The following is a 23865-nucleotide window of genomic DNA, read 5'->3' on the forward strand; positions in this document are numbered from 1 at the left end:
ATGCGTATCGGCAACGACCGATCCCAGGATGAGCCGCATATCGACCTGGTGCCGCTGATCGACGTCATCCTGGTGCTGATCATCTTCTTCGTGGTCACCACCACGTTTGACGCGCGTTCCACGCTGCAGGTGCAGCTGCCCACTGCCAGCCAGCAGCAGACCAACGAGCCGCCGCGCTCGCTGAGCGTGCTGATCAATGCCGAAGGCCGCTATTTCATCAATGACCAGGAAGTGCTGCGCAGCGACGTCGAGTCGGTCAAGCAGACCATCGCCGCCGTGGCCGGCAGCGACCGTGAGCAGACCGTGCTGCTGCGTGCCGACGCACGCACTCCCTACCAGGCCGTGGTGACCGCGCAGGATGCGCTGGGTCAACTCGGTTTCCGCCGTATTGCCATTGCAACAGCACCCGAGGTGCGTCCATGAGTTCCAATCACGCGCCGGTGTGGCCGATCTACAAACGTCTGCTGGGGTACACCCGCGCCTACTGGGTGTTCATGGTGGCTGCGGTCATCGCCATGGTGGTCGAAGCCCTGGCCGGCTATCACTTCACCAAGCTGATGGAGCCGCTGGTCAACCGTGGCTTCGTCAATCCCGAGCCGCGCATGGCGGTGATCTTGCCGCTGACCATCCTCGGCCTGTTCCTGATGCGCAGCGTCGCCACCTGGGTAAGCGACTACGCGCTGGCCAAGACCGGCCGCAGCGTGGTGCGCGACCTGCGCGAACAGGTCCTGGCCAAGTACCTGCACCTGCCGTCCTCGCACTTCGATACCGAAGCGACGCCGGTCATGGTCAGCCGCCTGAATTTTGATACCGAACAGGTCACCCAGGCCAGCGCTGATGCGCTCAAGACCGTGGTCGCCGACACCCTGACCATCATCGCCATGCTGGCGGTGATGCTGCAGATGAGCGTCAAGGTCACCGTGGCCATGCTGGTGGTGGTGCCGTTGATCGGCGTGATCGTGTCCTACGTGGGCAAGCGCTATCGCCGCATCAGCCGTGGCATCCAGGACGGCATGGGCTCGATGGCGCAGACCGCCGAGCAGTCGCTGGCCGCGCAGCAGGAAGTGAAGGTGCATGGCACCCAGCAGCACGAGATCTCGCGTTACTCGCGCCTGGCCAACCGCATGCTGTCGCTGAACATGAAGGTGGAAGTCACCCGTGCTGCCGCCTCCAGCGTGGTCCAGTTCCTGGCGGCGCTGGCGCTGGCGGTGATCGTCTGGGTGTCCACCCGCGAAGCGCTGGCTGGCCGCCTCAACGCCGGCCAGTTCATGGGCCTGATGACCTCGATGATGGCCATCATTCCCTCGCTGCGCCGCCTGACCAGCGTGCAGACCTCCATCTCGCGGGGTGTAGCTGCCGCCGAACGCCTGTTCAGCATCCTCGACATGCCGGTCGAGCGCGACGAAGGCCGAAATGCAGTGCAGCGCGTGCGCGGTGAACTGGCGTTCGACCACGTCATGCTGCGCTACCGCGAGGACAGCGGCATTGCCCTGGACGACATCAGTTTCGTCGCCAAGCCGGGTACGGTCACCGCCATCGTCGGCCGTTCCGGTAGCGGCAAGACCAGCCTGATCCGGCTGGTGCCGCGCTTCTACGAACCCAGTGGCGGGCGCATCACCCTTGATGGCGTGGCGCTGGATGACTATCCGTTGGCCGACCTGCGCCGCCAGGTGGCAATGGTCGGGCAGAAGGTCATGCTGTTCGACGACACCATCGCCGCCAACATCGCCTATGGCATGGACGCGAGCGTTGAACAGATCCGTGCAGCGGCTGAAGCTGCCAACGCGTGGGAATTCATCGAGCGCATGCCGCAGCAGCTGCAGACCCCGGTCGGCGAGAACGGCGCACTGTTGTCCGGCGGCCAGCGCCAGCGCCTGGCGATCGCCCGTGCGATCCTGCGCGATGCGCCGATCCTGATCCTGGACGAAGCCACCGCCGCGCTCGACAACGAATCCGAGCGCCTGGTGCAGGACGCGCTGCAGCGCCTGATGCCCGAGCGCACCACGCTGGTCATCGCGCACCGCCTGTCGACCATCGAGCATGCCGACCAGGTGCTGGTGATGGATCACGGCCGCATCGTCGAGCGTGGCACTCACAAGGAACTTCTGACCATGGGCGGGCTGTACCAGCATCTGCACAGCATGCAGTTCCGCGAAAGGCAGGACTGATGGCCGGCAAGGGTACCCAGACCCCGCCGTACTGGTACGACGGTAGCCCGGTTCCGTGGGCGATGCGCCTGCTGGCGCCGCTGTACGCCGGTGTCACCGCGTTGCGCCGGCGTGCCTACCGGCGCGGCTGGCGCAAGCACTACACGCTGCCGGTGCCGGTCATCGTGGTCGGCAACATCACCGCCGGTGGCACTGGCAAGACGCCGCTGACCATCGCGCTGGTGGAGCGCCTGCGTGCCGCTGGCTGGAAGCCGGGCGTGGCCAGCCGTGGCTACGGCCGCGAAGACGCCGACAAACCGCTGTGGGTGCAGGCCGACACGCCGACCGCCAAGGGTGGTGACGAGCCGGTGCTGATCGCCTGGAAGACCGGGGTGCCTGTGCGGGTGGACCGCGACCGTGTGGCCGCAGGCAAGGCCCTGATCGAAGCCGGTTGCGACGTGATCGTCTGCGACGACGGCCTGCAGCACTACCGGCTGGCGCGCGACATCGAGATTGAAGTGGTCGATGCCCAGCGTCGCTACGGCAACGGCCGGATGATCCCCGCCGGGCCGCTGCGCGAACCGGTCAGCCGTGCCAGTGAATGCGACTTCCGTGTAGTGAATCTGGGTCAGGCCGACGAAGAAAGCGCGGCGCAGGCCTGTGGCTTCGGCCAATGGCCGATGGCGCTGCACATCGACAGCGCGCAGCCACTGGCCGGTGGCCGTGCGCGCCCGCTGGCGTACTTCAAGGGCCAGCGCGTGCACGCCGTGGCCGGTATCGCGCATCCGCAGCGCTTCTTCGACATGCTGCGTGCGCGTGGCATCGGCGTGGTGCCGCATGCTTTTGCTGATCATCAGGCGTACCAGCCGCAGGACCTGTCCTTCGGCAGCCAGCTGCCGGTGCTGATGACTGAAAAGGACGCGGTGAAATGCCGCGCGTTCGGCAATGACTGGTACTACGCGGTCCCGCTGCGCGCCGAGCTGCCTGCCGCGTTCTGGGTGGCGCTGACCGACCGCCTGGACAAGCTGCGACCGAACTGAGTGGCACAGCGGCGCTTGCATTCACGCGCCGCCGGCCGCATTCCCGTTGTAACGAGCCTGCCGAGTACCGCCCGCATGACCGAATTCGTCGTCGCCATTCCGGCCCGCTATGCCGCCTCGCGGCTGCCAGGCAAGCCGCTGCGCCTGCTGGGCGGTGAGCCGCTGGTGCTGCACGTGGCACGCCGCGCGCTGCAGGCCGGGGCTGGCGAGGTATGGGTCGCCACCGACGATCAACGCATTGCCGACGCACTGTCCGGGCTGGCCGAAGTGAAGGTAGCGATGACCGCCGCCTCGCATGCGTCCGGTACCGACCGCCTGGCCGAATGCGCGCGCATTGCCGGCTGGGCCGACGACACCGTGGTGGTCAACCTGCAGGGCGATGAGCCGTTCGCACCTGCGGCCGGCATCCGTGCGGTGGCCGAGGCACTGGTCGGTGGCAATGCGCCGATGTCGACCCTGGCCACGACCGTCGAAGATGCGCACACCCTGTTCGATCCGAACGTGGTGAAGCTGGTGCGCAACGTGCGCAACGAGGCCATGTACTTCAGCCGTGCGCCGATCGCCTGGCACCGCGATGGCTTCGCACGCAGCCGCGATACGCTGCCGGCCGGGCACAACTGGTTGCGCCATATCGGCATCTACGGCTATCGCGCCGGCTTCCTGCAGCAGTTCGCGGCGATGCCGCCGGGCCAGCTGGAGCAGGTCGAATCGCTGGAACAGCTGCGCGTGCTGGAAGCGGGCTTCCCGATCAGCGTGGCGATCTCGCCGGAACCGTTCCCGCCCGGCATCGACACCCCTGAGGACCTGGAGCGCGCCGAAGTGCTGCTGCAGGCAATGGCCGCACGATGAAGCTGCTGGTCGTCTGCCTCGGCAACATCTGCCGTTCGCCGATGGCCGAAGGTGCGCTGCGCGCCTGCCTGGACGCGTCGCCGCTGGCTGGTCGGGTGCAGGTCGATTCGGCCGGCACCGGCGACTGGCATGTGGGCGAGCCACCGGACCGGCGCGCGATCGCCTGCGCGGCCGGGCATGGCGTGGACATCGGCGGCCTGCGCGCGCGCCAGCTGCAGGTCGCGGATTTCGACCGCTTCGACTGGATCCTGTGTGCCGATGAGGCCAACCTGCGGGATGCCGGTCGCTTGGCCACCCCCGCCCAGCGAGAACGCCTGGCGCTGTACCTGCCGTGGTCCGGCGGGCAAGGCAGGGGTGCGATCCCGGACCCGTACACCGGCGGCAGTGAGCATTTCGAACAGGTCTGGACATTGGTCGACGATGCTGCAAAACGAGCAGTGGCACGACTGTTGCATGACGCCGACTCCGGCATAATCGGGCCATGAACGTCCAGCCCGTCCCGGACCTGCCCGAGTTCGCCACCTGGCTCAATGCCACCCCCTGCACCCTGACCGAACTGCGCGGTCGGCCGGTGGCGCTGTTGTTCGTCAACGCCGCCTCCGCCTGGAGCGCGCAACGCCTGGCCGAGTTCGGCCAATGGCTGTCGCGCCACCCCGGCAAGCTGCAGCCGCTGGTGCTGCAGGTGCCGCGCTTCGATTTCGAACGTGAGGCCGACGCCGCACTGAAGCTGCTGCGTCGCCAGGGTCTGACGATGCCGGTGCTGCTTGATGCCGACTGGGATGGCTGGCGCCGCTTCGGCGTCACCGCCTGGCCGACCATCGTGCTGCTGGATGCGCAGGGGCGCGAGCAACAACGGTTGGTCGGGCAGGGCGCACCCGGCGAACTGGAGCGTGCCTTGAACGCGCTGTGCGAGGGCGCACCGTCGGCGCCGCCGCGCGGTGGCAGCGAGCTGCATCCGGAGCCGCGCCACGCGCTGCGCTTCCCGCTTGGCCTGGCGGTCAGCACCGAACGCCTGTACATCGCCGACAGCGGCCATCACCGCATCCTCGAATGCAGCCACGGTGGCCGCATCCTGCGCCAGTTCGGGCTGGGCACTGCCGATTTCATGGATGGCAACCTCGCCGAGGCGGCCTTCCACCGCCCGCAGGCGCTGGTGCTGGAGCGCGATTCGCTGTACGTCGCCGACACCGGCAACCATGCCGTGCGCCGCATCAACCTGCTGACCGGCATCGTCGACACCCTGTGCGGCAACGGCCGTCCCGGCGCGCCGGTGGAAGGCCCGGTCGCGCAGGCCAGGCAGGTGTCGCTGGACCATCCGGTCGGCCTGGCCATCGCCGACAACCAGCTGCATATCGCCATGGCCGGTGACAACCGCATCTGGAGCTACCACCTGGGCCAGCGCAGCCTGCAGTGGCGCGCCGGCAGCGGTTCCATCGACGAACGCGATGGCAGCGGCCACCTGGCTGCCTTTGCCCAGCCCACCGCACTGGCCGTGGTGCAGCAGGTGCTGTACGTGGCCGACGCGTTGGGTTCCTCGATCCGTGCGCTGCAGCTGCGTGGCGACCTGGTGCAGACGCTGGTCGGGCAGGGGCCCTGGCGCTTCGGCAATGAGGACGGCCCGCGCACCCAGGCCAGCCTGCAGTTTCCGCAGGCGATGGCACTGAGCCCGGATGCGCCGCTGCTGTGGATCGCGGATACGGGCAACGGCCGCCTGCGCACCCTGCGCCTGGGCGGTGGTGAACTGACCACCCAGCCGCTGCCGCGCCGCCTGCATGGTCCGGCCGGTCTGGCAGCCGGTGCGGGCGCGGTGTGGATCGCCGAGACCGATGCCCACGCCGTGCTGCGTTTCGACCCCGACAGCGGCGTGCTCAGCGAAGTCCCGATCAGCGAATGACCGACGTATCCGCTCCGGTCTTCGACGGCAAGGCCTTCGCGGCCCAGCTCAGCACCGCCCCCGGCGTGTACCGCATGTACGCCGCCGACGACACCCTGTTGTACGTCGGCAAGGCGCGCGCGCTGCGCAACCGTGTCGGCAGCTACTTCAACGGCAGCCCGAAGAACGCGCGGATCATGTCGATGATCTCGCAGATCACGCGCATGGACGTGACCGTGACGCGCTCGGAAGCCGAGGCGTTGCTGCTGGAAAACCAGCTGATCAAATCGCTGTCGCCGCGTTACAACGTCTCGTTGCGCGACGACAAGACCTATCCGCACGTGCTGCTGACCCGAGAGGACTGGCCGCGCATCGCGCTGCATCGCGGTCCGCGCGCCATTCCCGGACGCTACTTCGGTCCGTATCCCGGCGTTACCGCCGTGCGCGAAACGCTGAACCTGATGCACAAGCTGTTCAAGCTGCGCAGCTGCGAGGACAGCGTGTTCCGCAACCGCTCGCGGCCGTGCCTGCAGTACCAGATTGGCCGCTGCAGTGCGCCGTGCGTGGAGCTGGTGCCGGCGCCGGAGTACGCCGAATCGGTGCGCCGCGCCGCGCTGTTCCTGGAAGGCAAGAGCGACGAGCTGACCCGCGAACTGGGCGAACAGATGCAGGCCGCCAGCGAGGCGCTGGAGTTCGAGCAGGCCGCGCGCCTGCGCGACCTGATTTCCTCGCTGCGCAGCATGCAGACCCGCCAGTACGTGGATGGCCGCGCCGCCGACCTCGACGTGCTGGCCGTGGCCATGCAGGGCTCGCAGGCCTGCGTGCTGCTGCTGGCCTTTCGTGATGGCCGCAATCTCGGTACCCGCCCGTTCTTCCCGCGCACCAATGGCGAAGAGAGCCCGGAAGAGGTGTTGGCCGCGTTCGTCTCGCAGTACTACATCGAATTCGAGCCGCCGCGCGAGATCCTGCTGGACCGCGAGATTCCTGACGCCGACCTGCTGGTTGCCGCGCTGTCTGCCTCGGCCGAGCGCAAGGTGCAGCTGAAGTGGAACGTGCGCGGCGAACGCGCCGGCTACGTGGAACTGGCCAGCCGCAATGCGCAGCTGACCCTGGCCACCGAACTCAACAGCCGCAACGCGCAGCACGCGCGCAGCGATGCCTTGCGCGACATGCTGGGTCTGGCAGAGCCGGTCAAGCGGGTCGAATGCTTCGACATCAGTCATACGCTGGGCGAGGCCACCGTGGCCTCATGCGTGGTGTTCGACGCCGCCGGCCCGGTGCGTGCGCAATACCGCCGCTTCAACATCAGCGGCATCGAGCCGGGCGACGACTACGCCGCCATGCGCCAGGCCATCGACCGCCGCTTCCGCCGTGCGGTGGAAGAGCAGGGCGTGCTGCCGGACGTGCTGCTGATCGACGGCGGCGCCGGCCAGTTGGCCCAGGCCCAGGCCGCGCTGGCCGACCTGGGCGTGGAAGGCGTGCTGCTGGTGGGCGTGGCCAAGGGCGTGGAACGCCGCGCCGGCCACGAAGCGCTGGTGATGCCTGACGGTCGCGAGCTGCGCCCGGGCGCGGCCAATCCGGCGCTGCAGTTCATCCAGCAGGTGCGCGATGAGGCGCACCGCTTCGCCATCACCGGCCACCGCGGCCGCCGCCAGAAGGCGCGGATGACCAGCAAGCTGGAGGACATTCCCGGTATCGGGCCGCGCCGCCGCGCCAGCCTGCTCAAGCATTTCGGCGGCCTGGTCGGCCTGAAAGCCGCTGGTGAAGCGGAAATCGCCAAGGTGGAAGGCATCAATGACGCCCTCGCGGCACGTATCTACGCTAACCTGCACGGGTTGGCCACGCCTGATGCGGCCGAGTAGAGAGAGAAGCACGCAAGCATGAAGTTGACCCTGCCCACCTGGCTGACGTTGTTGCGGATCGTGATGATCCCGGTGCTGGTGCTGGTGTTCTACCTGCCCTACACCTGGACCAACTTCGCTTCGGCGGCGATCTTCGGCCTGGCCGCGATCACCGACTGGCTCGATGGCTGGATCGCACGCCGTTACCAGCTGGAGTCGGCCTTCGGTGCCTTCCTCGACCCGGTCGCGGACAAGCTGATGGTGGCAGTGGCGCTGTTCCTGATCGTGCAGGGCCACCCGACGCCGTGGATGGCGTTCTGGGCGGCGGTCATCGTCGGCCGCGAGATCGCGGTGTCGGCACTGCGCGAATGGATGGCCGAACTGGGCCAGCGCGCCAAGGTGCGCGTGGCGATGATCGGCAAGGTCAAGACCACCGCGCAGATGGTCGCACTGTTGTGCCTGCTGTATTCGGTGGCCCCGAACGTGCCGGTGGAAGACATCTGGATGGGCTGGCCGGTGTTCCACATCGGCGACTGGACCCTGGCCATTGCCGCGGTGCTGACCCTGTGGTCAGGCCTGCAGTACCTGCACGCCGCTTGGCCGAGCCTGCGCGATGACGAGCGCGCTGCGCGCGAGCGTGCACGGCAGAAGAAGCTGGGCAACTGAGCCTCGGGGTCGGATCCCTTTCCGCAGGAAAGGGCTCTGACCCCACCGATGCGTTGACCCCATCGATGCGCCCATCCACGCATGGCGTGGATACGCAATGCAAGGTGCCTCGCAGACCCTAAAAAAGCGCTTGACGCCATCCTTGGAATAGGTAAAATTTCGCCTCCCAAGCGGGAATAGCTCAGTTGGTAGAGCGCAACCTTGCCAAGGTTGAGGTCGCGAGTTCGAGTCTCGTTTCCCGCTCCAGATTCAAGAAAAACGCTCCCGAAAGGGGGCGTTTTTCGTTTGCGTCCAACGCGCTTCATCCCCACTTCACCGCCACCCCATCGCCTCAACACGCGCATTGGCGAAGCTGCATCTCCGTTCCAATCCGGTGGTGTCGCGATGCCTCATCAATCCTCGGCCTACGACCACGACGTGGTCATCGTCGGCGCCAGTTTCGCCGGCACCGCCTGCGCGTTGGCCGCTGCCCAGTATGGCTTGCGCGTCTGCGTGCTCGAACGCAAGGCCGCCCCCGGCGAGCGTCTGCACACCACCGGCATCGTGGTGAAGGAAGCGATGGAGCAGACCTGGCTGGGGCGCATGCCCGAACACCTGGTGCAGCGCGTTGCCAATGTGCGGCTGTATGCGCCGAACCTGCGCAGCGTGTTGTTGGCCGCGCCGGGCTATTACTTCCTCACCACCGATACGCCGAACCTGATGCGCTGGCTGGCCAGCGAGCTGCGCGCGAATGGTGTCGACCTTCGCCTGCAGCAGTCCTTCACCGACGCCCATCGCAGTGGTGACGGCTGGCTGGTGGAAGGGGGAGGGCGGTGCGCCTACCTGGTCGGCGCCGATGGCGCGCGCTCACGCGTTGCCCAGCGCACCGGCCTCGGCCAGGTGCGTGACAACCTCTACGGCATCGAACGTGAGTTCGCCGGCCTCCAGTTGCCGCAGGGCGACGCACTCCATTGCTTCGTCAGCAAGCGCTTTGCACCGGGTTACATCGGCTGGGTCGCACAGAACCCGACCGGGCTGCAGGTCGGCTTGGCGCTGCGCCATGACCCGAACCAGGTGCGGCCGCCTGATATCGGTGGCTTTCTTGAGCACGTGCGCGATGTGGTCGGCATTCCGCCTTCGGCGCGTCCCTCGGCCACCCGCGCAGGGCTGGTGCCCTGCGGCCGGCCGGATGGGCCGTTCACCGGCCAACGCGTGATCCTGACCGGCGACGCGGCGGGCATCGTCTCACCACTGTCCGCCGGAGGCATCCATTCCTCGTGGCGGCACGGTTGGGCGGTCGGCGAGGCGATTGCCCGCCATCTACGTGGGCAAGGGCCGGAAGCGGAACGGGTGGCGCGGCAGGTGGCGCCGGCATTCCATGGCAAGCGCCTGCTGCGCTGGGCGATGGATCATCTGCAGGCCGACTGGCCGCTCAACGCACTCCTGCACACGGCGACCACGCGGCGCATTGCCGAGCAGGTCTACTTCCATCGCCGTGGCCTGCGAACCTGAGGTATCGGTCCTGGGGGCCTGAACGCCGCCCCACAATGCACGCGAAAATTCCTGTTGACGCCGTGCAGCAATATCGACACAATAGCGCTCCTTCGACGCAGGTCGAACGGAATCTGCGGGAATAGCTCAGTTGGTAGAGCGCAACCTTGCCAAGGTTGAGGTCGCGAGTTCGAGTCTCGTTTCCCGCTCCAGATTCAAGAAAACGCTCCCGAAAGGGGGCGTTTTTCGTTTGTCACACCGGTTGCACCACCGCCGCGCTAGCGTGCCTTGCCGGGCAGGGCGCTGCACCAGGTCAGGGCATCCTGCCGGTCGAAACCGGGGCAGCGGTTGTCCCGCCGGATGTAGACGTAGGGAACGTCGTCTTCGTAGGTGAAGTGGTAGTAGTAGGTCCGGTCCTTTCCGTACAGCCAGTAGTTCGACGAGCCCTGGTTGATGGCATTTGGCTCGAACGTGAAGATCGAAGATTCACGGGGGATGAAGTTGCTGCGCTCCATCAGTAGCAGCATGGCGTTCGAGACCAGTGGGGTGGTCAGGACGAGCACGATCACGCCGACAGTCACTGTCGTGATCGAGCCAATCAGTAGCCAGCGACGTTGGTGTTTCACGGGCAGGCAGCACCGAAGTAGGGCAGTGCCGCAATGTGCAATACGCCGTGAAAGTCGTCCAGTGTTCCGTGTCGAGAACGCGCTGAAAGCGTGGTGAAAGGCTGGGGCGGCATTGCCTGAACCGCACGCCTGTTGTGACCTTTTTCGGACCAATTCTCCATGTTCGCTCCACAATCGCACGGTAGCCTTCATGCTCCTTCTACACGTTGGCGGGCTGGTGGTCAGGCGTATCACTTCAGTGGCAGTGCCCAGGACCGGGCGCGGACTCACCCTGCATGCAGTGCTGCGCCCTGGTGCGTTGTTGGCAAGCCTGGCCCTGGCCGGTTGCATGTCGGTGACTGTTCCGGACCTGCCTGACCGCACGCCCAGCACCTGGACCCAGGTGCCGCAGGGCCAGGGCGTGGCAGTGGACGCCAAACAGTGGTGGAAAGTGCTGTCCGACCCGGCGCTGGACGGCTTGGTCGATCAGGCCATCGCCGGCAACCTCGACCTGCAGCAGGCCACGCTGCGCCTGCAGGCCGTTCGGATCGTCGCCGGCACCTCGGACTCGCGTTTCCTGCCGGAAATCTCGGCCAGCGCCAAGCAGGTGCAGGACGCCGCCGCAGTCGATACCTACTTCCATGCCGGCATCGAAGCGATCTGGGACCTGGGCCTGTTCGGCGCCGCCGAGAGCGCCCAGTTGAGCGCGCAGGCGTCGGCCGGTAATGCCGAGGCGCTGCGCAATGCCGCACAGGTGGCGGTGATTGCCGACGTGGTGCGCAGCTATCTGGACCTGACCGTGGCACAGGCCCAGCAGGACCTGCTGGCCCGGCAGCAGACCGTGGATGACCGCGGCGAACAACTGGCGCTGGTCCGCCAGCGCCTGCGCCTGGATGAGCCGGGCGAGCTGGACCGCCTGCGTGCACGCCAGGCGGCCACCCGCGCGGCCACGGCGCAGGCCCGCGAGAATGCGGACAACGCTGCCCGTGCGTTGGCCCTGCTGCTGGGACGTGATGGCCCGGATCCAGCCTGGCGCGCCTATCGCACGCCGCCGAAGCTGGGTTCGTTCTCGCTGCAGCAGGTGCCGGCCGATCTGCTGCGCCACCGTCCGCAGATTCTGCTGGCCGAATCGGAAGTGATGCAGGCGGCGGCCAGCAAGGGCTCCGCACGTGCCGCGATGTATCCGCGGGTCAGCCTCGGCGGCTCGATCCTGTACGCGTACAACCTCACTCAGAACGCCCGCTCCAATTCCGACTCCAGTCCCTCGATCGGCCCGTACATCGATATCCCGCTGTGGGATTGGGGGCAGCGCCGCGCGCGCTTCAATGCCGATGAAAAGCAGCTGGATGCCGCGTTGCTCGGTTATCGCAAAGCGGTACTGGAGGGCGTGAGTGAAGTAGAGGGCGCGCTGGGCAGCCTGGCGCGGCAGGACAGCAGCATCCAGTCGCTGCGCGCGGCCAATGATGTTGCCGGCCAGCAGGTCAAGCGACAGGCACGTCAGGTGCAGCTGGGCCTGTCCAGCGAGTTCGATGGCTTGGACACGCAGCGTGCCGCACTGGCTTCGCAGGCGGACCTGATCGGTGCCCAAGGTGCCCGCGTGCTGGCGTTTGCTTCGCTGTACCGCGCCCTCGGCGGCGCACCGCTGCCGGTCGAAGCCGAGGACGCGTCGCAATGATTGCACTGGCCCGCAAGACCCTGGCCTATGAGTGGCGCCGGTTCCTGCCGGTGGTACTGGCGATGTGCTTCGCTGGCGTGCTGCTGATCGTGCAGGCGGCGCTGGTGCTGGGTATCTTCGGTACCGCCGCGATCTACGTGAAGGCGTCTTCCGCCGATATCTGGGCCGGCTTTCCCGGCACCCAGAGCGTGAACTACGGCCATGCAATCAGCGCGGATGTGGAAAGCCACCTGCGCATGGACCCGGAGGTCACCCGCGTCGAACCCTACGAATGGGTCGATGGCGAATGGCGTTCCAGCGCGCAGGGTACCGGCAACGTGTCGGTGTACCTGTCCGGCATCTCCACCCAGGACGACGCGATGATGTTCGCGCGCATCCTGCCCGCCGACCTGCGCGCGCAGCTGCGCGAGCCGGGCGCGGTGATCGTCGACAGCGCGGATCTGGATACGCTGGGCGTGGATCTGCAGAACAACCGTGCCTGGATCAACGGCAAGGCGGTGCGCGTGGTTGCCGCACAACCGGGCCTGCGTGGCCTCGGTGGCGTCAACGTGCTGGCCTCGCTGGATACCGCGCGCGCCATCGCCGGTACCGACCCGCATGAGGGCAGTACCTATTTTGTGGCGGGCCTGCGCTCGCCGGACCTGGCCAACGGCGTGCGTGACCGCCTGGCCGCGTCGATGGGGCAGGCCACGCCGGTCGAGTTCTGGACCGCACCGGAGTTCGCCAGCCGCTCGCAGCAGTACTGGCTGTTCGATACCGGTGCCGGCATCGCAGTGCTGTTCATGGCGGTCATCGTCTGCTTTGTCGGCGCGGTGATCACCAACCAGTCGTTCGCTTCGGTGGTGGCCGGTTCGGTGCGCGAGTACGCCACGCTCAATGCACTCGGTGCCGGGCGCTATGCGCTGGCGCGGGCGGTGTTCGAACAGGCACTGTTGATCGGCGGCGTGGGCATGTTGTTGGCGGCGGCCTTCAGTACGGTGGTGCTGTTGATCGCGCAGACCCAACGTGTACCGGTGCAGCTGACGCCGATGGTGATCATCGGCTGCGTGGCACTGGTCGCGGTGATGGCCATGCTCTCCAGCATCATGGCGGTACGCAGTGTCGTCCGCTCCGATCCATCGTTGCTGCTGCGTTGAGGGCCGGCCGATGACTTCTACACGCGCCGTCGCCCCGACCCTGCAGGCCGATGCATTGGAAAAGGGTTTCATGTCCGGGGATGTGCAGGTGCCGGTGCTTCGCGGCCTCTCGCTGGACATCTACCCCGGTGAGCTGACCCTCGTGTCCGGTCCGTCTGGTTGCGGCAAGAGCACGCTGTTGTCGTTGCTGTCCGGCCTGTCCGCGCCCGACGGTGGCCGCGTGCACGCACTCGGCCAGGACGTGGGCCACATGACGCGCAGCGAAGTGGAGCGCTTCCGCCTGCACCATGTCGGCTTCGTGTTCCAGGGCTTCAACCTGTTCCCGGCGCTGACTGCACTGGAACAGGTGCAGCTGCCGCTGGGCTATCGCGGCATGAGCAATCGCGAAAGCGAACCGCTGGCGCGCAAGGCATTGGACGAGGTCGGCCTGACCCATCGCAGCCACATGCGTCCGGCGCAGTTGTCCGGTGGCGAGAAGCAGCGCGTGGCCGTTGCCCGCGCCTTCGCCAAGTCGCCGACGCTGATCTTCGCCGACGAACCGACCAGTGCGCTGGATGCCGAGAATGGCCAGCGCGTGATCGACATCCTGCATCGCTACGCACGTGCGCATGGCGCCACCGTGCTGTGCGTGAGCCACGATCCGCGCCTGATCCGGCATGCCGATCGGGTGATCGCCATGGAAGACGGCATGGTCCGTGATGACCGCCGCCAGAACGAAACTGTAGAGTCCGCCCCATGACCAAGACGTCGCACCTGCTTCCCCTCAGCCTGGCCCTGTCCGCGGCATTGCTGCTCGGCGCCTGTTCCAAAGAGGCGCCCGCCCAGGCATCCGCCGGTAAGGCCAGCACTGCTGCCGCCGACAAGGTCGCGGTCGCGCGCGGCATCATCGACGTCGAGGGCGGTTTGATCGCGCTGGCACCGCCGGTGGATGGCTCGATCACTGCCGCGCCGGTGAAGGAGGGCGCCACGGTGAAGAAGGGACAGCTGCTGCTGTCGCTGGATGGCGCCCTGCTGCAGCAGGAGGTGGCGATGGCCACTGCCGATCTCGCCTTGGCCAATGACCGTCTGAAGGGCAGCCAGGCGCAGCTGCGCGAACTGGAGCGCAATGCGACCCGCCTGTCCACCGGCGCCAGCGAAGGCGTGTCGTCCAACCAGCAGGCCGATGCAGCCAGGCAGCAGCTGGCCGGTGTGCGCGCCGATGTCGACGTGGCCGGTGCGCAGGTCGACATGGCCCAGCACAAGCTGGAGCACGCGAAACTGAAACTGCAGCAGATGTCGCTGAGCGCACCGGAGGCCGGCACCGTGGTCGGCCAGGTGCCGGGACTCGGTGCATTCGTGCAGGGTGGCAAGCCAGCGATCTCGCTGCTGCCGGCACGCCCGCTGCAGGTGCGTGCCGAACTCAGTGCTGCCTACGCCGATGCCGTGCAGGTGGGCATGAAGGCCGCCGTGGTGCCGGACAGCGATGGCGCTGAAAACACCGGCTCACTGCCACCCGCACGCGTGGTGCGCATCAGTCCGGTGTTCGCGCAGGCGCGCCTGCCCGAAGACGCTGGGCGTGGCGTGGCCAAGGTGGTGGAGTGCGTGCTGGAGTTTGATGGCAACGCCAAGGCGCGGTTCGGCCAGCATGTGCGGGTGGAGTTCCGGAAGTAAACCTAGTGCTGAGGCGGGGCCACCGAACTATTCCTGCGCCGCCTGAGTCTCCGCCATGCACTTAGCAACGACACCACGCACAGCGCCAGCAGCAGCCCCACGTCCAGCAGCAGCAACCACAGCAGGTGCATGCCCTGCACCGGTGGTTGGTGCATCGCCGACAGCAGCCATGGTATCGACCAGGCCAGCAGCAGCACGAAGGCGATCAGCAGGCGCAGCCACAGTCGCCCCAGTTTCCAGGGCTGCACGATCAGTGCAGCAACCACCAGCTCGACGGTGCTCAGCAGCGCGAACACGATCACGGTGCTGGTCGGGTAGGGCAGTGTGCCGCCTTCCAGGTGGCGCAGCAGCCAGTAGTCCGGCGTGAAGCCGGCATTGACCAGTGCGGCGATCAGCGCCAACCAGGTCAGTGCGACCAGCAGCCAGAACAGGCGGATGTAGCGCTCAGGCATGAGGGGAGTCCGGTGCGGGAAGTGCCGTGCCGAGTGATGCAGTGCGCAGGGTGGCGAAGATCGCGGCCAGTGTCAGCAGGCCTGGCCCGACGGTGAAGTACGCCAGGCGCAGCGGGTGGTTGTGCATCAGCGTCCAGGTCGCGAACGCCAGCGGAACCGCCAGCACCAGCAGCTTGGCGGAGAGCGGCCGCAGCACCGCGATCATTGGCTGGGCGCCAAGGAACATCCAGAACAGGTAGAACTGCGCGATGCCCAGGCTGATGTCGCGATGGGAGGTGAAGCCGAAATGGTCGCGATACCAGTTCATTCCCAGTGGAATCAGCGTCCAGTACAGCAGGGCCACCAGCAGATGCAGCAGCAGGGCGATCAGCAGGGGCTTGCCACGAAGGAACATGGGCTTACCGGACCGGGCGGGGCAGCGTACCCCAGTGCGGGCGCCGCTGACTGCGTCGCGTGAAGACTGTTGACGACGTGAAGGAATTTGGACACAATAGCGCTCCTTCGACGCAGGTCGGAGAATCTGCGGGAATAGCTCAGTTGGTAGAGCGCAACCTTGCCAAGGTTGAGGTCGCGAGTTCGAGTCTCGTTTCCCGCTCCAGATTCTACAGGGCCCCGTCAGGGGCCTTGTTTTTCTCCCGCCCCGGCAAGGCGGGGCCCGTTGAGCCACAAGGCTTTTCGCGCAGTCAGAAATGTGAAATCGCTGGTGTGTGTTCCGGATTTCCGGTACCATGTCGGCTTATGCGGGAATAGCTCAGTTGGTAGAGCGCAACCTTGCCAAGGTTGAGGTCGCGAGTTCGAGTCTCGTTTCCCGCTCCATGTTCCGACAGGCCCCATCGCGGGGTTTTGTCATGTCAGGGACATCGTTCCTGGCGCGCAGTACGTTGGCCTCATGGCAGAGTGGCTATGCACCGGATTGCAAATCCGTTTACAGCGGTTCGATTCCGCTTGAGGCCTCCATATTGAAAAGCCCTGACTCCGGTCAGGGCTTTTTCTTTGGGCGCTTTCTGGCCGGTTCCGGTCGAGCCCTCCCATTCATGGGCATGTCACTAGAATCCGCCAACTTCTTCCCTGCCCGTGCTGGCGGCCGGCAGGTCCTTGTCGCCTGGCTCGGCAGCCGTACTCCCCCCACTTCTTGCATCCCGCCGCCATGCATCCTGCCCATCGCCGCCTTCTGGCCCTCGTTCTGAGCACCTGTCCACTGCTGCCCCTGGCCGCATGCGCGTCTGGATCCAACACAGGTCGTCCAGTGGAAGCGGCCCCCGCGGAAGGCCGCTTCATCGCCATCCATGAGAAGGCATCCACCAGGGAGAATCAGGCAGAGGCCCGGCTGTGGAAGGAACGGAAACTGCTCGAGGACTTCGTTGACGCGATGAACAGCTACATCCGCATCCCGCGTGACATCAAGGTCATCGCGAAGGAGTGCGGAGAGTCCAATGCCTACTTCGATCCGGAAACCAGCAGCATCGAGATGTGCTACGAGATGTCCGCGGAGGAGCGTGCGCGCTTTGAGGCGGCGGGCGATGCTGCTGAAGATATCGACAACGCGCTGTACCAGAGCGCGGTGGGTACGCTCTACCACGAGCTGGGCCATGCGCTGATCAGCGAACTGGAGCTGAAGATCACCGGCCGCGAGGAAGACGTTGCGGATCAGTTGGCCGCCTACGTACTGACCGCAGACGATGAGTCCAGGGCGTTCCTGGTCACGGTTGCTGATACCTATGTGCTGTCCGCGCAGGAGCAGACCCGTATCGAGGATCTGCCCACGGCGGGCACCCATTCGCTGGACTTCCAGCGCGCCGTGAATTTCCTGTGCTACCTGTACGGCTCGGACGCGGGCACCTTCGGTTATCTGGTGAAGGACGGCACGCTGCCCGAGGAGCGTGCGGAGAACTGCGAGCACGAATATGGGCAGCTGGTCGATGCCTGGGAGTCGCTGCTGAAGTCGTACCTCAAGCCGGAGTAGGGGGCTGTGCGCCTGGCCTTGTCTTGGCCCGGGTGAGCGGCCGCGGTAACGCATCGCCAGCCACCCCACAGATCGAGGCGCTGGCCGATGCGCTATATGCGCGCAACCGGGCCGCATTCAACACTGCGTGATGTGGCCGCCAGCGCCGGCGTCTCAGCACGGAAGTTGCGCGCGACCGGTTCGCCCACGCCGGTGTAGTGGCGGAACAGGTAGATCAGCGGCTTCCAGCGGGTCACGTCGATGTGCTGGCTGCCCGCAATGGTGATGTCCTCGTGTGCATGCACGCAGCGGATGCGGCCTTCGGCAATCACGAAGCCCTGGCCATCGTCATCGCTGGGTGCATGCATCGCCATCATCGTGACCTCCACCTGCAGCGGGCATTCGGCAATCGTTGCCGGTGCCACCTGCGCTGAGGGCATGGCACTGAACCCGGCTAGCGCGAACTTGTCGCGCACATGCACATAGCCCATGGCCTGCTTGGCTTCGGGCACCGGATCGCGCCCGGTCGCACGCGCAATGGCTTCCACCTGCTCGGCTTGTGTGGCTGCAGGGAAGTTGAGCACGCACTCGTTGCGCAACTGCAGGTTGCGGTAGCCCTGGCCCTGCGTTCCCAGGCCCAGCACGACCCGGTTGCCCAGCGCCCAGAACGAAGACAACGGGCTGATGTTGCTTCTGCCATCGGGATTGAGCGTGGTCATCAGCACCACCGGGGTGCCCGGGTACATGACGGTCGGGGCGATGCGCCGGCGCGGGAAGGAAGGGATCGTCACTGCGGGTCTCACGATTGCGGGACGGCCACTGTGCGGGGTAGCTGCCGGTGGATGCTTCGGCCCGCATCGAACTGTCCGCGTGCCACTGCATGCCACAATGCCGGCATGGTCCATACCTCCGGTTCCCTTGTCAGTGTCGGTGCCCTGGTTGGCGACCAGGCACGCGCGGCCATGCTGCTGCAGCTGATGGATGGGCGGGCCTACACGGCGATGGAGCTGGCCCGCGTGGCAGGAGTGACGCCGCAGACGGCGAGCTCACACCTGCGCAGGTTGGTCGAGGGCGATCTGCTGGTGGCCGTCGCGCAGGGGCGCCATCGCTACCATCGGCTGGCCTCGCACGAGGTTGCCGACATGCTGGAGGGCATCCTGCGCGTTGCCGACCGCACGCCGTCCTGCACCGCTGCGGCATCACGCAGCATGCCGGCGCTGCGCAAGGCGCGCTCCTGCTACCGGCATCTGGCCGGCGTGCATGCGGTGGCCATCGCCGATCATCTGTTGCAGGTGGGGCATGTGCTTCCGTGCGAGGGGCATTGGCAGGTGAGCGCGGGTGGTGCCGACTTCCTGCGAGGGCTTGGCCAGCCGCTGGCCGATGTGTTTCAGCAGCCGCTGGCGGTCAAGCCGGCCCGCTACTGCCGGGGATGCCTGGACTGCACCGAGCGGCGCCCACACCTGGCGGGCGTGGTCGGCGAGGCGATGCTGGACAGCTTCGTGAAGAACGATTGGCTGCGGCGCGTCGAGGCACGGCGAGAGCTGCAGTTGACACCGCCCGGGCGCGAGGCCTTCTGGAGGTTGTTCGGTCTGGCGACCTGAGTCGCGCGATCAATCTCATCCGCCCGCGACATGGCAAGGCGCTATGGTCGAGGTCCAAGCCTCAGGGAGCAGCAATGTCGAGCAGGGACAAGATGGATCGCGGCATGCAGGCAGCAGGCCGACAATGAACAAATCTACTGCGGAAGTCCGCTGGCTGACGTTCCGGTTGATGAACGGCCAGTCGATCGGGCCGGATCAACTGAAGGATGGCTGGGTGACCGCTTCGGAAACCCGCCATTGTGGTGTGCGTCGCGAGTCCATTGAAGGCGCGGGCATGGTCTATGCGCTGTATGGGCCTGCCAACCTGGCCTCACCGCGACGCGCGGAAATGCGCATGCGCGAGTTTCTGATGAGCTCCGGCTACACCTTCACCATGGGCACGCTGGGCGGCTGACGCCGCCCGTCATCGTGGTCACGGACGTACCGTCAATGCCTGGGCGAGCGTCCCGATCGGGCCGCGCGCATCGTGCAGCACCGTGCTGGTCAGGCCCAGGCCCTGGCGGCCGAACGACACCGAGGTGTCAAAACCCAGCCACTCGCCTTCGGGCATGCCGAACAGGTGCGCGGTCAGGTCGAGGTTGGGGAAGGCGATTTCCTTGGGATCGGCGCGCACGGCCATGCCATTGGACAGATCGAACAGGGTGGCTGCACGGGCCAGCGGACTGACCGGTTCGCCGTCCAGCAGTGCGTGCTTTGCGCGCGCCCAGTAGCTGGCGCGTCCAGGCCCTTGGTCGTGTCGGCGGATCTCTACGCTTTGGATGAATCCCCCTGGCCAGACCGTGCCCGGATCCCACGCCGGCATCGACTCCGGTGGTGCAATGGTTGCTAGCGGTGTGCCGGCGATGGTCTCGGTATCGTTCGGACGCATCAGCCAGGCGCGCACGCGCAGTGCCGGCCGGCCGCCATGCTGCAGCGTGGCTTCGACCAGCTCGATGGTGCGACCGCTGCGCAGTACCTGCACGACGGCTTCCATCGCTTCGATAGGGATGGTGCCGAGAATGTCGTAGGACAGGCGCGCGATCAGGAAGCCGTGGCCACGTGCGGTGGCATCGCGCTCCAGATGATGCGCCAACAGGCCGATCGCAGGCGCGATATGTTGTTCGCGGATGTTCCAGGCGCCGCCGGTATGTTCGGTCGGCAGGTAGCGGGTGTCGCTGAGTCGTTCGAAGAAGGCCATCGTGCGCGTTGCTTCAGCAGGAAGGGAGGCGGCAGGTGCTGCACCGGTCCTTGCATCGTAAGCGTTTGGCAACGTGGCGGGCTGAGCCGGCTCCCGCAGGAGCCGGCCGGACGCCGGTCAGGGAGACGGGCAGTCCATTTCGCGGCACATCTTGTACTCGGCCAGACACTGCTCAGAGGTCTTGCCCAGCGGTCCATGTGACGTGCGCAGGCACTGCTCGTACTTCAGCGTGCAGAACTCGCAGGATCCTGCTGCGAAGGCCAGGCCGGTCACGGCCATGCCAAGGAACATCATGGTCTTCAAGGTCGTCTTGATCATCACGTCAGTCCTTTGTTCGCCCTTCATTGGGCCAGGCCACCATAGCAGTCCTCATGGCACGCCCCTGATGCGCTGCGGCACGCGATGGGCTCAGTGCTGCACCGCCTTCAAGGCCTCGACCACCTGCGCCTCAGAGAAGCCACAGTGACCTTCGCCCGCCGGCTGCAACACCCGTGGCCGTGGCCGTGCGCCGGCCCGTGCCGCCAACTGCGGGTACACCGCCTGCATGTGCGGCACGATGGTCGGGTCATTGTGGTTGAACTGGATCACCAGCGGTCGCTTCAATGCGCCGGTCAATGCCAGCGTGTTGCGAACGTGCGCCTGCGCCGCAGGCGCGGCAGCGATACGCTGCACGCCGGCGTTGAACGCGGCGTCGTCGCCGAAGCCGCTGTAGATCACGTCGATGTTGCCGACCGGCATGCCGTCGCTGCGCGTGACCAGTTCGTGCAGGACCAGCGCGTGCAGGCTGATCGTGCCGGCCAGTACATCAGGGGAGACCTGCAGCCGCCGCGCCAGCAATGCGGCGTGCGACGGATCGTGCTGCAGTGCAGTGGCAATGCCCTGGTACAACTCGCCCTGCGGCAGCGCCGCCGCCTCGCGCGATACCAGTCCTGCGCCCTGCAGGCCCTCGGCCTTGGGAAAGAAGTAATCGAACGCGACCAGTGTAGTCAGCAGTTCGGTCGCGATCTGTTCGCCACTGAGATTGGCGCCGCAGAGCGAAACACCGCCCGTGTAGTGCTGCGGGAAGCGTTCAAGGGTACTGATGGCGACAGTACCCCCCATCGAGAATCCGAGCATCCAGGTGTGGCGTACATGCTTGAGTTCAATCAGGGCATGTTGGCGCAGGTGTTCCATGTCGGTGATCGCATCGGCCACCGCCCAGCCCTGGCTTGCATAGGCACTCTGCGCGACCGCGTAGCCCGCAGCCAACAGTGGCGCGGTGCTGTCATTGGCGGCCATCGGCGTAGTGCGAGGCACACCCACCGGTTCGTAGCCATGGGCCAGCATCACCAGGTCGCCGTTCCAGGCTGCCGGCACATCCAGCCGCCAGGGCGCGCCCTGCAGCTCGCCACTGAGCGTGCGTGCCGCCGTGGGCGGTGCACCCAGCAAGACCGTCGATGGCAACAGCAGGCCGAGGGCGAGGGCACATCGAAGCAAGGGGCGCATCGGGGTCGTTCCATGCAGGAATGGCGCCGAGCATAGATGCCAGCGAAACGTTGCGCGCGCTGCACTGCCGCAGGCATTGCCGGTCGACCGTGCTGCGCTCTACGCTGGCGACATGGTCCTGCACACTTCCGCGTCGATTATCCGCATTCCCCTCGGGAAGACGGGATAGCGCGCGGTCGTCACGGCCATGCAACCCGCCCGGGAAGGCGGGCTGCGCACAGCTCTCTCTCCCGGATATTGGAAACCAGCCTGGAGAGCGTAGATGCACCATCCTTCATCGATCGGCGATGCCCCGATCCTGCACCTGATGTGCGGCAAGATCGGCGCCGGCAAATCCACCTTGTCGCAGCAGTTGGCTGCACAGCCACGCAGCGTGCTGATCAGCGAAGACGCGTGGCTGGCGGCGCTGTATCCCGACCAGATCCATTCCATCGCCGATTACCTGCAGTGCGCGGCAGCCCTGCGCGACGTGCTGACGCAGCATGTACGCGCGATCCTGAAGGCAGGTGTTTCGGTCGTGCTCGATTTTCCGTTCAATACGCCGGCCAGCCGTGAATGGGGCCGCGAATTATTCGACTCGGCCGGCGTTGCCCATCAGCTCCATTTTCTCGACGTTCCCGACCCCATCTGCAAGGCGCGGCTGCGCGCACGCAACGCACGCGGTGAACACCCATTCCAGGCCAGCGACGAAGCGTTCGAGCAGATCACCCGCCACTTCGTGGCGCCTGCGGCGACGGAGGGCTTCGTGGTGATCCGCCATTTGCAGGATGGGTGAGAGTCCGGGGCGGACAGCGCTCAATTGTCCATCACAGGGGCGATTCCGATACGATCTGACGTATTGAACCCTTTCTGCTTGATCCGGAGTGCCGTCATGGTCGACCGTCTCGCCATTCTGCTTGAGCGCTTTTCGGTCACCGCTTCGGTGTTCCATGCGGGTGCGCTGTGCGGCATCAACAGCCTGGAGAGTGAAGATGAGGCCGGCCAGCTGCATCTGGTGCGGCGCGGGCCGGTGCAGGTCAGCCACGGCCAGCAGACCGTGCAGGTCGAAGTGCCGAGCCTGCTGCTGTATCCGCGACCGACGCCGCACCGCTTCAGCACCGACCCACAGCATGGCGCCGACATGGCCTGCGCCAACCTGCACTTCGAAGGGGGCCGGCTGAATCCGATCAGCGCCGCGCTGCCCGATTTCATCTGCCTGCCCTTGGCGGATCTGTATGGCGGCCACGCGGCGCTGGAACTGCTGTTCGAAGAGGCCTTCGAGCAGCGTTGTGGCCGTGCGGCCATGGTCAACCGCCTGTTCGAGGTGGTGATGATCCAGGTGCTGCGCCAGCTGATGGAAGGTGGCGAGATGCGCGGTGGCCTGTTTGCCGGGCTCGGGCATCCGCGGCTGCGGCTGGCGCTGGTGGCCATGCACGAATCACCGGCACAGGCGTGGACGCTGGAAGATCTGGCCGACGTCGCCGGGATGTCGCGCAGTGTGTTCGCGGCCAGTTTCCGCGAGGCCATGGGAACCACTCCAGGCCAGTACCTGCAGGGCTGGCGGGTGGGCCTGGCGCAGCAGGCACTACGCCAGGGTAGGCCGCTGAAGCGGATTGCCGACGACGTGGGCTATGGCAGCGAAGCGGCGTTGTCGCGCGCGTTCAAGGCGCACACCGGGCAGTCGCCACGGCAGTGGCGCGGGCAGGCCCGTGCCACTGCGGCCTGAGCTTCAGCCCAGCACCAGCCGGGCCAGCTTCATCCCGCCGAACAGGCCGGCCAGGCCCAGTGCCACCGAGCCGCCGGCATACAACGCCGCCAGTCCGTGCTGGCCCCGCTGCAGCAGCAGGCCGATTTCCAGCGCGTAGGTGGAAAATGTGGTGTAGCCGCCGAGGATGCCGGTGGCCAGCAGCAGGCGAAGCTGCGGTGAGGCGCCATTGCGCATCGCGAAGACCTCGACCACCACGCCCATCAGCAGTGCGCCGCTGATGTTGATGAGGAAGGTCGACCACGGCCACGGGCTGCCGACTGCCACCCGTGCGCCGATCAGGTTGCAGGCATGGCGCAGGCAGGCGCCGAGACCGCCGCCAATGAAGACCAGGAAGTAATTGTTCAGAGCTTGCATCGCGTGCCTCGAGTGCGGATTCGCAGGTTCGATGGCGAACGGCGAGGGCAGGCACGACCTGCCCTCGACGAACGCCGGGTTCGTCTTGGCAGGAGCCATCAGCCTTCTCAGGCGGTTATCGGGGGAGCCCCATCCCCATCGTCGCCCATGCTACC

The 23865-nt window shown here is 66.5% G+C and carries 26 protein-coding genes, 5 tRNA genes and 1 riboswitch; of the genes, 23 read left to right on the forward strand and 8 right to left on the reverse strand.

Annotation, left to right across the window (positions count from 1 at the left end; all coding sequences use genetic code 11):
- From SMAL_RS07175 to SMAL_RS07225, 11 genes are all read left to right on the forward strand, one after another.
- Entirely contained in the window at positions 1 to 423 is a 423-nt protein-coding gene (locus tag SMAL_RS07175) for an ExbD/TolR family protein (RefSeq protein WP_004152323.1), read from the forward strand.
- Positions 420 to 2168: a lipid A export permease/ATP-binding protein MsbA gene (gene msbA, locus SMAL_RS07180; RefSeq protein WP_004152324.1), complete on the forward strand. Its 1749-nt coding sequence runs from the start codon at positions 420 to 422 to the stop codon at positions 2166 to 2168. Before SMAL_RS07175 ends, msbA begins: the two co-directional genes overlap by 4 nt.
- Positions 2168 to 3187, forward strand: coding sequence for a tetraacyldisaccharide 4'-kinase (lpxK, locus tag SMAL_RS07185; RefSeq protein WP_012510611.1), 1020 nt, complete (start codon positions 2168 to 2170; stop codon positions 3185 to 3187). Before msbA ends, lpxK begins: the two co-directional genes overlap by 1 nt.
- A 75-nt stretch (positions 3188 to 3262) precedes the next feature.
- Positions 3263 to 4036 (forward strand): 3-deoxy-manno-octulosonate cytidylyltransferase, encoded by a 774-nt coding sequence (gene kdsB / locus SMAL_RS07190; RefSeq protein ID WP_012510612.1) that lies wholly within the window; start codon positions 3263 to 3265, stop codon positions 4034 to 4036.
- The gene (locus tag SMAL_RS07195) at positions 4033 to 4521 is read left to right on the forward strand and encodes a low molecular weight protein-tyrosine-phosphatase (RefSeq protein WP_004152327.1); all 489 of its coding nucleotides are present in this window, start codon (positions 4033 to 4035) and stop codon (positions 4519 to 4521) included. Before kdsB ends, SMAL_RS07195 begins: the two co-directional genes overlap by 4 nt.
- Positions 4518 to 5930, forward strand: a complete 1413-nt coding sequence (locus tag SMAL_RS07200; protein WP_012510613.1) for a hypothetical protein — start codon at positions 4518 to 4520, stop codon at positions 5928 to 5930. The genes SMAL_RS07195 and SMAL_RS07200 overlap by 4 nt, the downstream gene beginning before the upstream one ends.
- On the forward strand, positions 5927 to 7771 hold the full coding sequence (gene uvrC, locus SMAL_RS07205) for an excinuclease ABC subunit UvrC (protein ID WP_004152329.1): 1845 nt from the start codon (positions 5927 to 5929) through the stop codon (positions 7769 to 7771). Before SMAL_RS07200 ends, uvrC begins: the two co-directional genes overlap by 4 nt.
- 18 nt (positions 7772 to 7789) lie before the next feature.
- Positions 7790 to 8416, forward strand: coding sequence for a CDP-diacylglycerol--glycerol-3-phosphate 3-phosphatidyltransferase (pgsA, locus tag SMAL_RS07210; RefSeq protein WP_012510614.1), 627 nt, complete (start codon positions 7790 to 7792; stop codon positions 8414 to 8416).
- A gap of 170 nt (positions 8417 to 8586) precedes the next feature.
- Positions 8587 to 8662: transfer RNA gene (locus tag SMAL_RS07215), tRNA-Gly, on the forward strand.
- Between the two features lie 138 nt (positions 8663 to 8800).
- Positions 8801 to 9907, forward strand: a complete 1107-nt coding sequence (locus SMAL_RS07220; RefSeq protein ID WP_012510615.1) for an NAD(P)/FAD-dependent oxidoreductase — start codon at positions 8801 to 8803, stop codon at positions 9905 to 9907.
- A 115-nt stretch (positions 9908 to 10022) separates the two neighbouring features.
- Positions 10023 to 10098: transfer RNA gene (locus SMAL_RS07225), tRNA-Gly, on the forward strand.
- A 66-nt stretch (positions 10099 to 10164) separates the two neighbouring features.
- Here the strand turns inward: SMAL_RS07225 and SMAL_RS07230 are convergent.
- On the reverse strand, positions 10165 to 10512 hold the full coding sequence (locus SMAL_RS07230) for a hypothetical protein (RefSeq protein WP_041864496.1): 348 nt from the start codon (positions 10510 to 10512) through the stop codon (positions 10165 to 10167).
- A gap of 190 nt (positions 10513 to 10702) precedes the next feature.
- On the opposite strand from SMAL_RS07230, the gene SMAL_RS07235 reads away from it, so the two are divergent.
- The 4 genes from SMAL_RS07235 to SMAL_RS07250 are packed head-to-tail and all read left to right on the forward strand — an operon-like array spanning position 10703 to position 14952.
- Positions 10703 to 12166 carry an efflux transporter outer membrane subunit gene (locus tag SMAL_RS07235; protein WP_041864497.1) on the forward strand — a complete coding sequence of 488 codons (1464 nt, stop codon included), beginning with the start codon at positions 10703 to 10705 and terminating at the stop codon, positions 12164 to 12166.
- A complete protein-coding gene (locus SMAL_RS07240) occupies positions 12163 to 13302 on the forward strand; it encodes an ABC transporter permease (RefSeq protein WP_012510618.1) in 1140 nt (379 codons plus the stop codon). The genes SMAL_RS07235 and SMAL_RS07240 overlap by 4 nt, the downstream gene beginning before the upstream one ends.
- A gap of 10 nt (positions 13303 to 13312) precedes the next feature.
- A complete protein-coding gene (locus SMAL_RS07245) occupies positions 13313 to 14041 on the forward strand; it encodes an ABC transporter ATP-binding protein (RefSeq protein WP_012510619.1) in 729 nt (242 codons plus the stop codon).
- The gene (locus SMAL_RS07250) at positions 14038 to 14952 is read left to right on the forward strand and encodes an HlyD family secretion protein (protein WP_012510620.1); all 915 of its coding nucleotides are present in this window, start codon (positions 14038 to 14040) and stop codon (positions 14950 to 14952) included. The genes SMAL_RS07245 and SMAL_RS07250 overlap by 4 nt, the downstream gene beginning before the upstream one ends.
- Before the next feature lie 2 nt (positions 14953 to 14954).
- Here the strand turns inward: SMAL_RS07250 and SMAL_RS07255 are convergent, their stop codons facing one another.
- Both SMAL_RS07255 and SMAL_RS07260 read right to left on the reverse strand, forming a co-directional pair.
- Positions 14955 to 15404, reverse strand: coding sequence for a hypothetical protein (locus SMAL_RS07255; RefSeq protein ID WP_012510621.1), 450 nt, complete (start codon positions 15402 to 15404; stop codon positions 14955 to 14957).
- The gene (locus SMAL_RS07260; RefSeq protein WP_012510622.1) at positions 15397 to 15798 is read right to left on the reverse strand and encodes a hypothetical protein; all 402 of its coding nucleotides are present in this window, start codon (positions 15796 to 15798) and stop codon (positions 15397 to 15399) included. The genes SMAL_RS07255 and SMAL_RS07260 overlap by 8 nt, the downstream gene beginning before the upstream one ends.
- A 128-nt stretch (positions 15799 to 15926) precedes the next feature.
- On the opposite strand from SMAL_RS07260, the gene SMAL_RS07265 reads away from it, so the two are divergent.
- The 4 genes from SMAL_RS07265 (at position 15927) to SMAL_RS07280 (ending at position 17367) form a co-directional block, all read left to right on the forward strand.
- A tRNA-Gly gene (locus tag SMAL_RS07265) sits at positions 15927 to 16002 on the forward strand.
- A 142-nt stretch (positions 16003 to 16144) separates the two neighbouring features.
- Positions 16145 to 16220 (forward strand) — tRNA-Gly (locus SMAL_RS07270).
- Between the two features lie 67 nt (positions 16221 to 16287).
- Positions 16288 to 16361, forward strand: a tRNA-Cys gene (locus SMAL_RS07275).
- Positions 16362 to 16650: 289 nt separating this feature from the next.
- Positions 16651 to 17367 (forward strand): DUF4344 domain-containing metallopeptidase, encoded by a 717-nt coding sequence (locus SMAL_RS07280; RefSeq protein WP_198283152.1) that lies wholly within the window; start codon positions 16651 to 16653, stop codon positions 17365 to 17367.
- Between the two features lie 92 nt (positions 17368 to 17459).
- On the opposite strand, the gene SMAL_RS07285 is transcribed toward SMAL_RS07280, so the two are convergent.
- Positions 17460 to 18137 carry a flavin reductase family protein gene (locus tag SMAL_RS07285; protein ID WP_012510624.1) on the reverse strand — a complete coding sequence of 226 codons (678 nt, stop codon included), beginning with the start codon at positions 18135 to 18137 and terminating at the stop codon, positions 17460 to 17462.
- Between the two features lie 105 nt (positions 18138 to 18242).
- Between SMAL_RS07285 and SMAL_RS07290 the strand changes: the two genes are divergently transcribed.
- Together SMAL_RS07290 and SMAL_RS07295 are read left to right on the forward strand one after the other, a co-directional pair.
- On the forward strand, positions 18243 to 18947 hold the full coding sequence (locus SMAL_RS07290; RefSeq protein ID WP_012510625.1) for an ArsR/SmtB family transcription factor: 705 nt from the start codon (positions 18243 to 18245) through the stop codon (positions 18945 to 18947).
- Positions 18948 to 19071: 124 nt separating this feature from the next.
- The gene (locus SMAL_RS07295; RefSeq protein WP_012510626.1) at positions 19072 to 19341 is read left to right on the forward strand and encodes a hypothetical protein; all 270 of its coding nucleotides are present in this window, start codon (positions 19072 to 19074) and stop codon (positions 19339 to 19341) included.
- 18 nt (positions 19342 to 19359) lie between these two features.
- Here the strand turns inward: SMAL_RS07295 and SMAL_RS07300 are convergent, their stop codons facing one another.
- The 3 genes from SMAL_RS07300 to SMAL_RS07310 all read right to left on the reverse strand — a co-directional run bounded on the left by SMAL_RS07300 (position 19360) and on the right by SMAL_RS07310 (position 21609).
- Positions 19360 to 20124 carry a thioesterase family protein gene (locus SMAL_RS07300; protein ID WP_012510627.1) on the reverse strand — a complete coding sequence of 255 codons (765 nt, stop codon included), beginning with the start codon at positions 20122 to 20124 and terminating at the stop codon, positions 19360 to 19362.
- Between the two features lie 117 nt (positions 20125 to 20241).
- Positions 20242 to 20442, reverse strand: coding sequence for a hypothetical protein (locus SMAL_RS07305; RefSeq protein ID WP_012510628.1), 201 nt, complete (start codon positions 20440 to 20442; stop codon positions 20242 to 20244).
- A gap of 90 nt (positions 20443 to 20532) precedes the next feature.
- Entirely contained in the window at positions 20533 to 21609 is a 1077-nt protein-coding gene (locus tag SMAL_RS07310; protein WP_012510629.1) for an alpha/beta hydrolase family protein, read from the reverse strand.
- A gap of 262 nt (positions 21610 to 21871) precedes the next feature.
- Here SMAL_RS07310 and SMAL_RS07315 point away from each other — a divergent pair, with 262 nt between their 5' ends.
- Together SMAL_RS07315 and SMAL_RS07320 are read left to right on the forward strand one after the other, a co-directional pair.
- A complete protein-coding gene (locus SMAL_RS07315; RefSeq protein WP_012510630.1) occupies positions 21872 to 22384 on the forward strand; it encodes a P-loop nucleotide/nucleoside kinase family protein in 513 nt (170 codons plus the stop codon).
- A 96-nt stretch (positions 22385 to 22480) separates the two neighbouring features.
- Complete coding sequence (locus SMAL_RS07320; protein WP_012510631.1) at positions 22481 to 23314, forward strand: AraC family transcriptional regulator; 834 nt, start codon at positions 22481 to 22483, stop codon at positions 23312 to 23314.
- A 3-nt stretch (positions 23315 to 23317) separates the two neighbouring features.
- Here the strand turns inward: SMAL_RS07320 and crcB are convergent, their stop codons facing one another.
- Positions 23318 to 23710: a fluoride efflux transporter CrcB gene (crcB, locus tag SMAL_RS07325; RefSeq protein WP_012510632.1), complete on the reverse strand. Its 393-nt coding sequence runs from the start codon at positions 23708 to 23710 to the stop codon at positions 23318 to 23320.
- Between the two features lie 82 nt (positions 23711 to 23792).
- A riboswitch (Fluoride riboswitch) is annotated at positions 23793 to 23856 on the reverse strand.
- Between the last annotated feature and the right edge of the window lie 9 nt (positions 23857 to 23865).

The sequence above is a fragment of the Stenotrophomonas maltophilia R551-3 genome (assembly GCF_000020665.1).
Taxonomy (GTDB): domain Bacteria; phylum Pseudomonadota; class Gammaproteobacteria; order Xanthomonadales; family Xanthomonadaceae; genus Stenotrophomonas; species Stenotrophomonas maltophilia_L.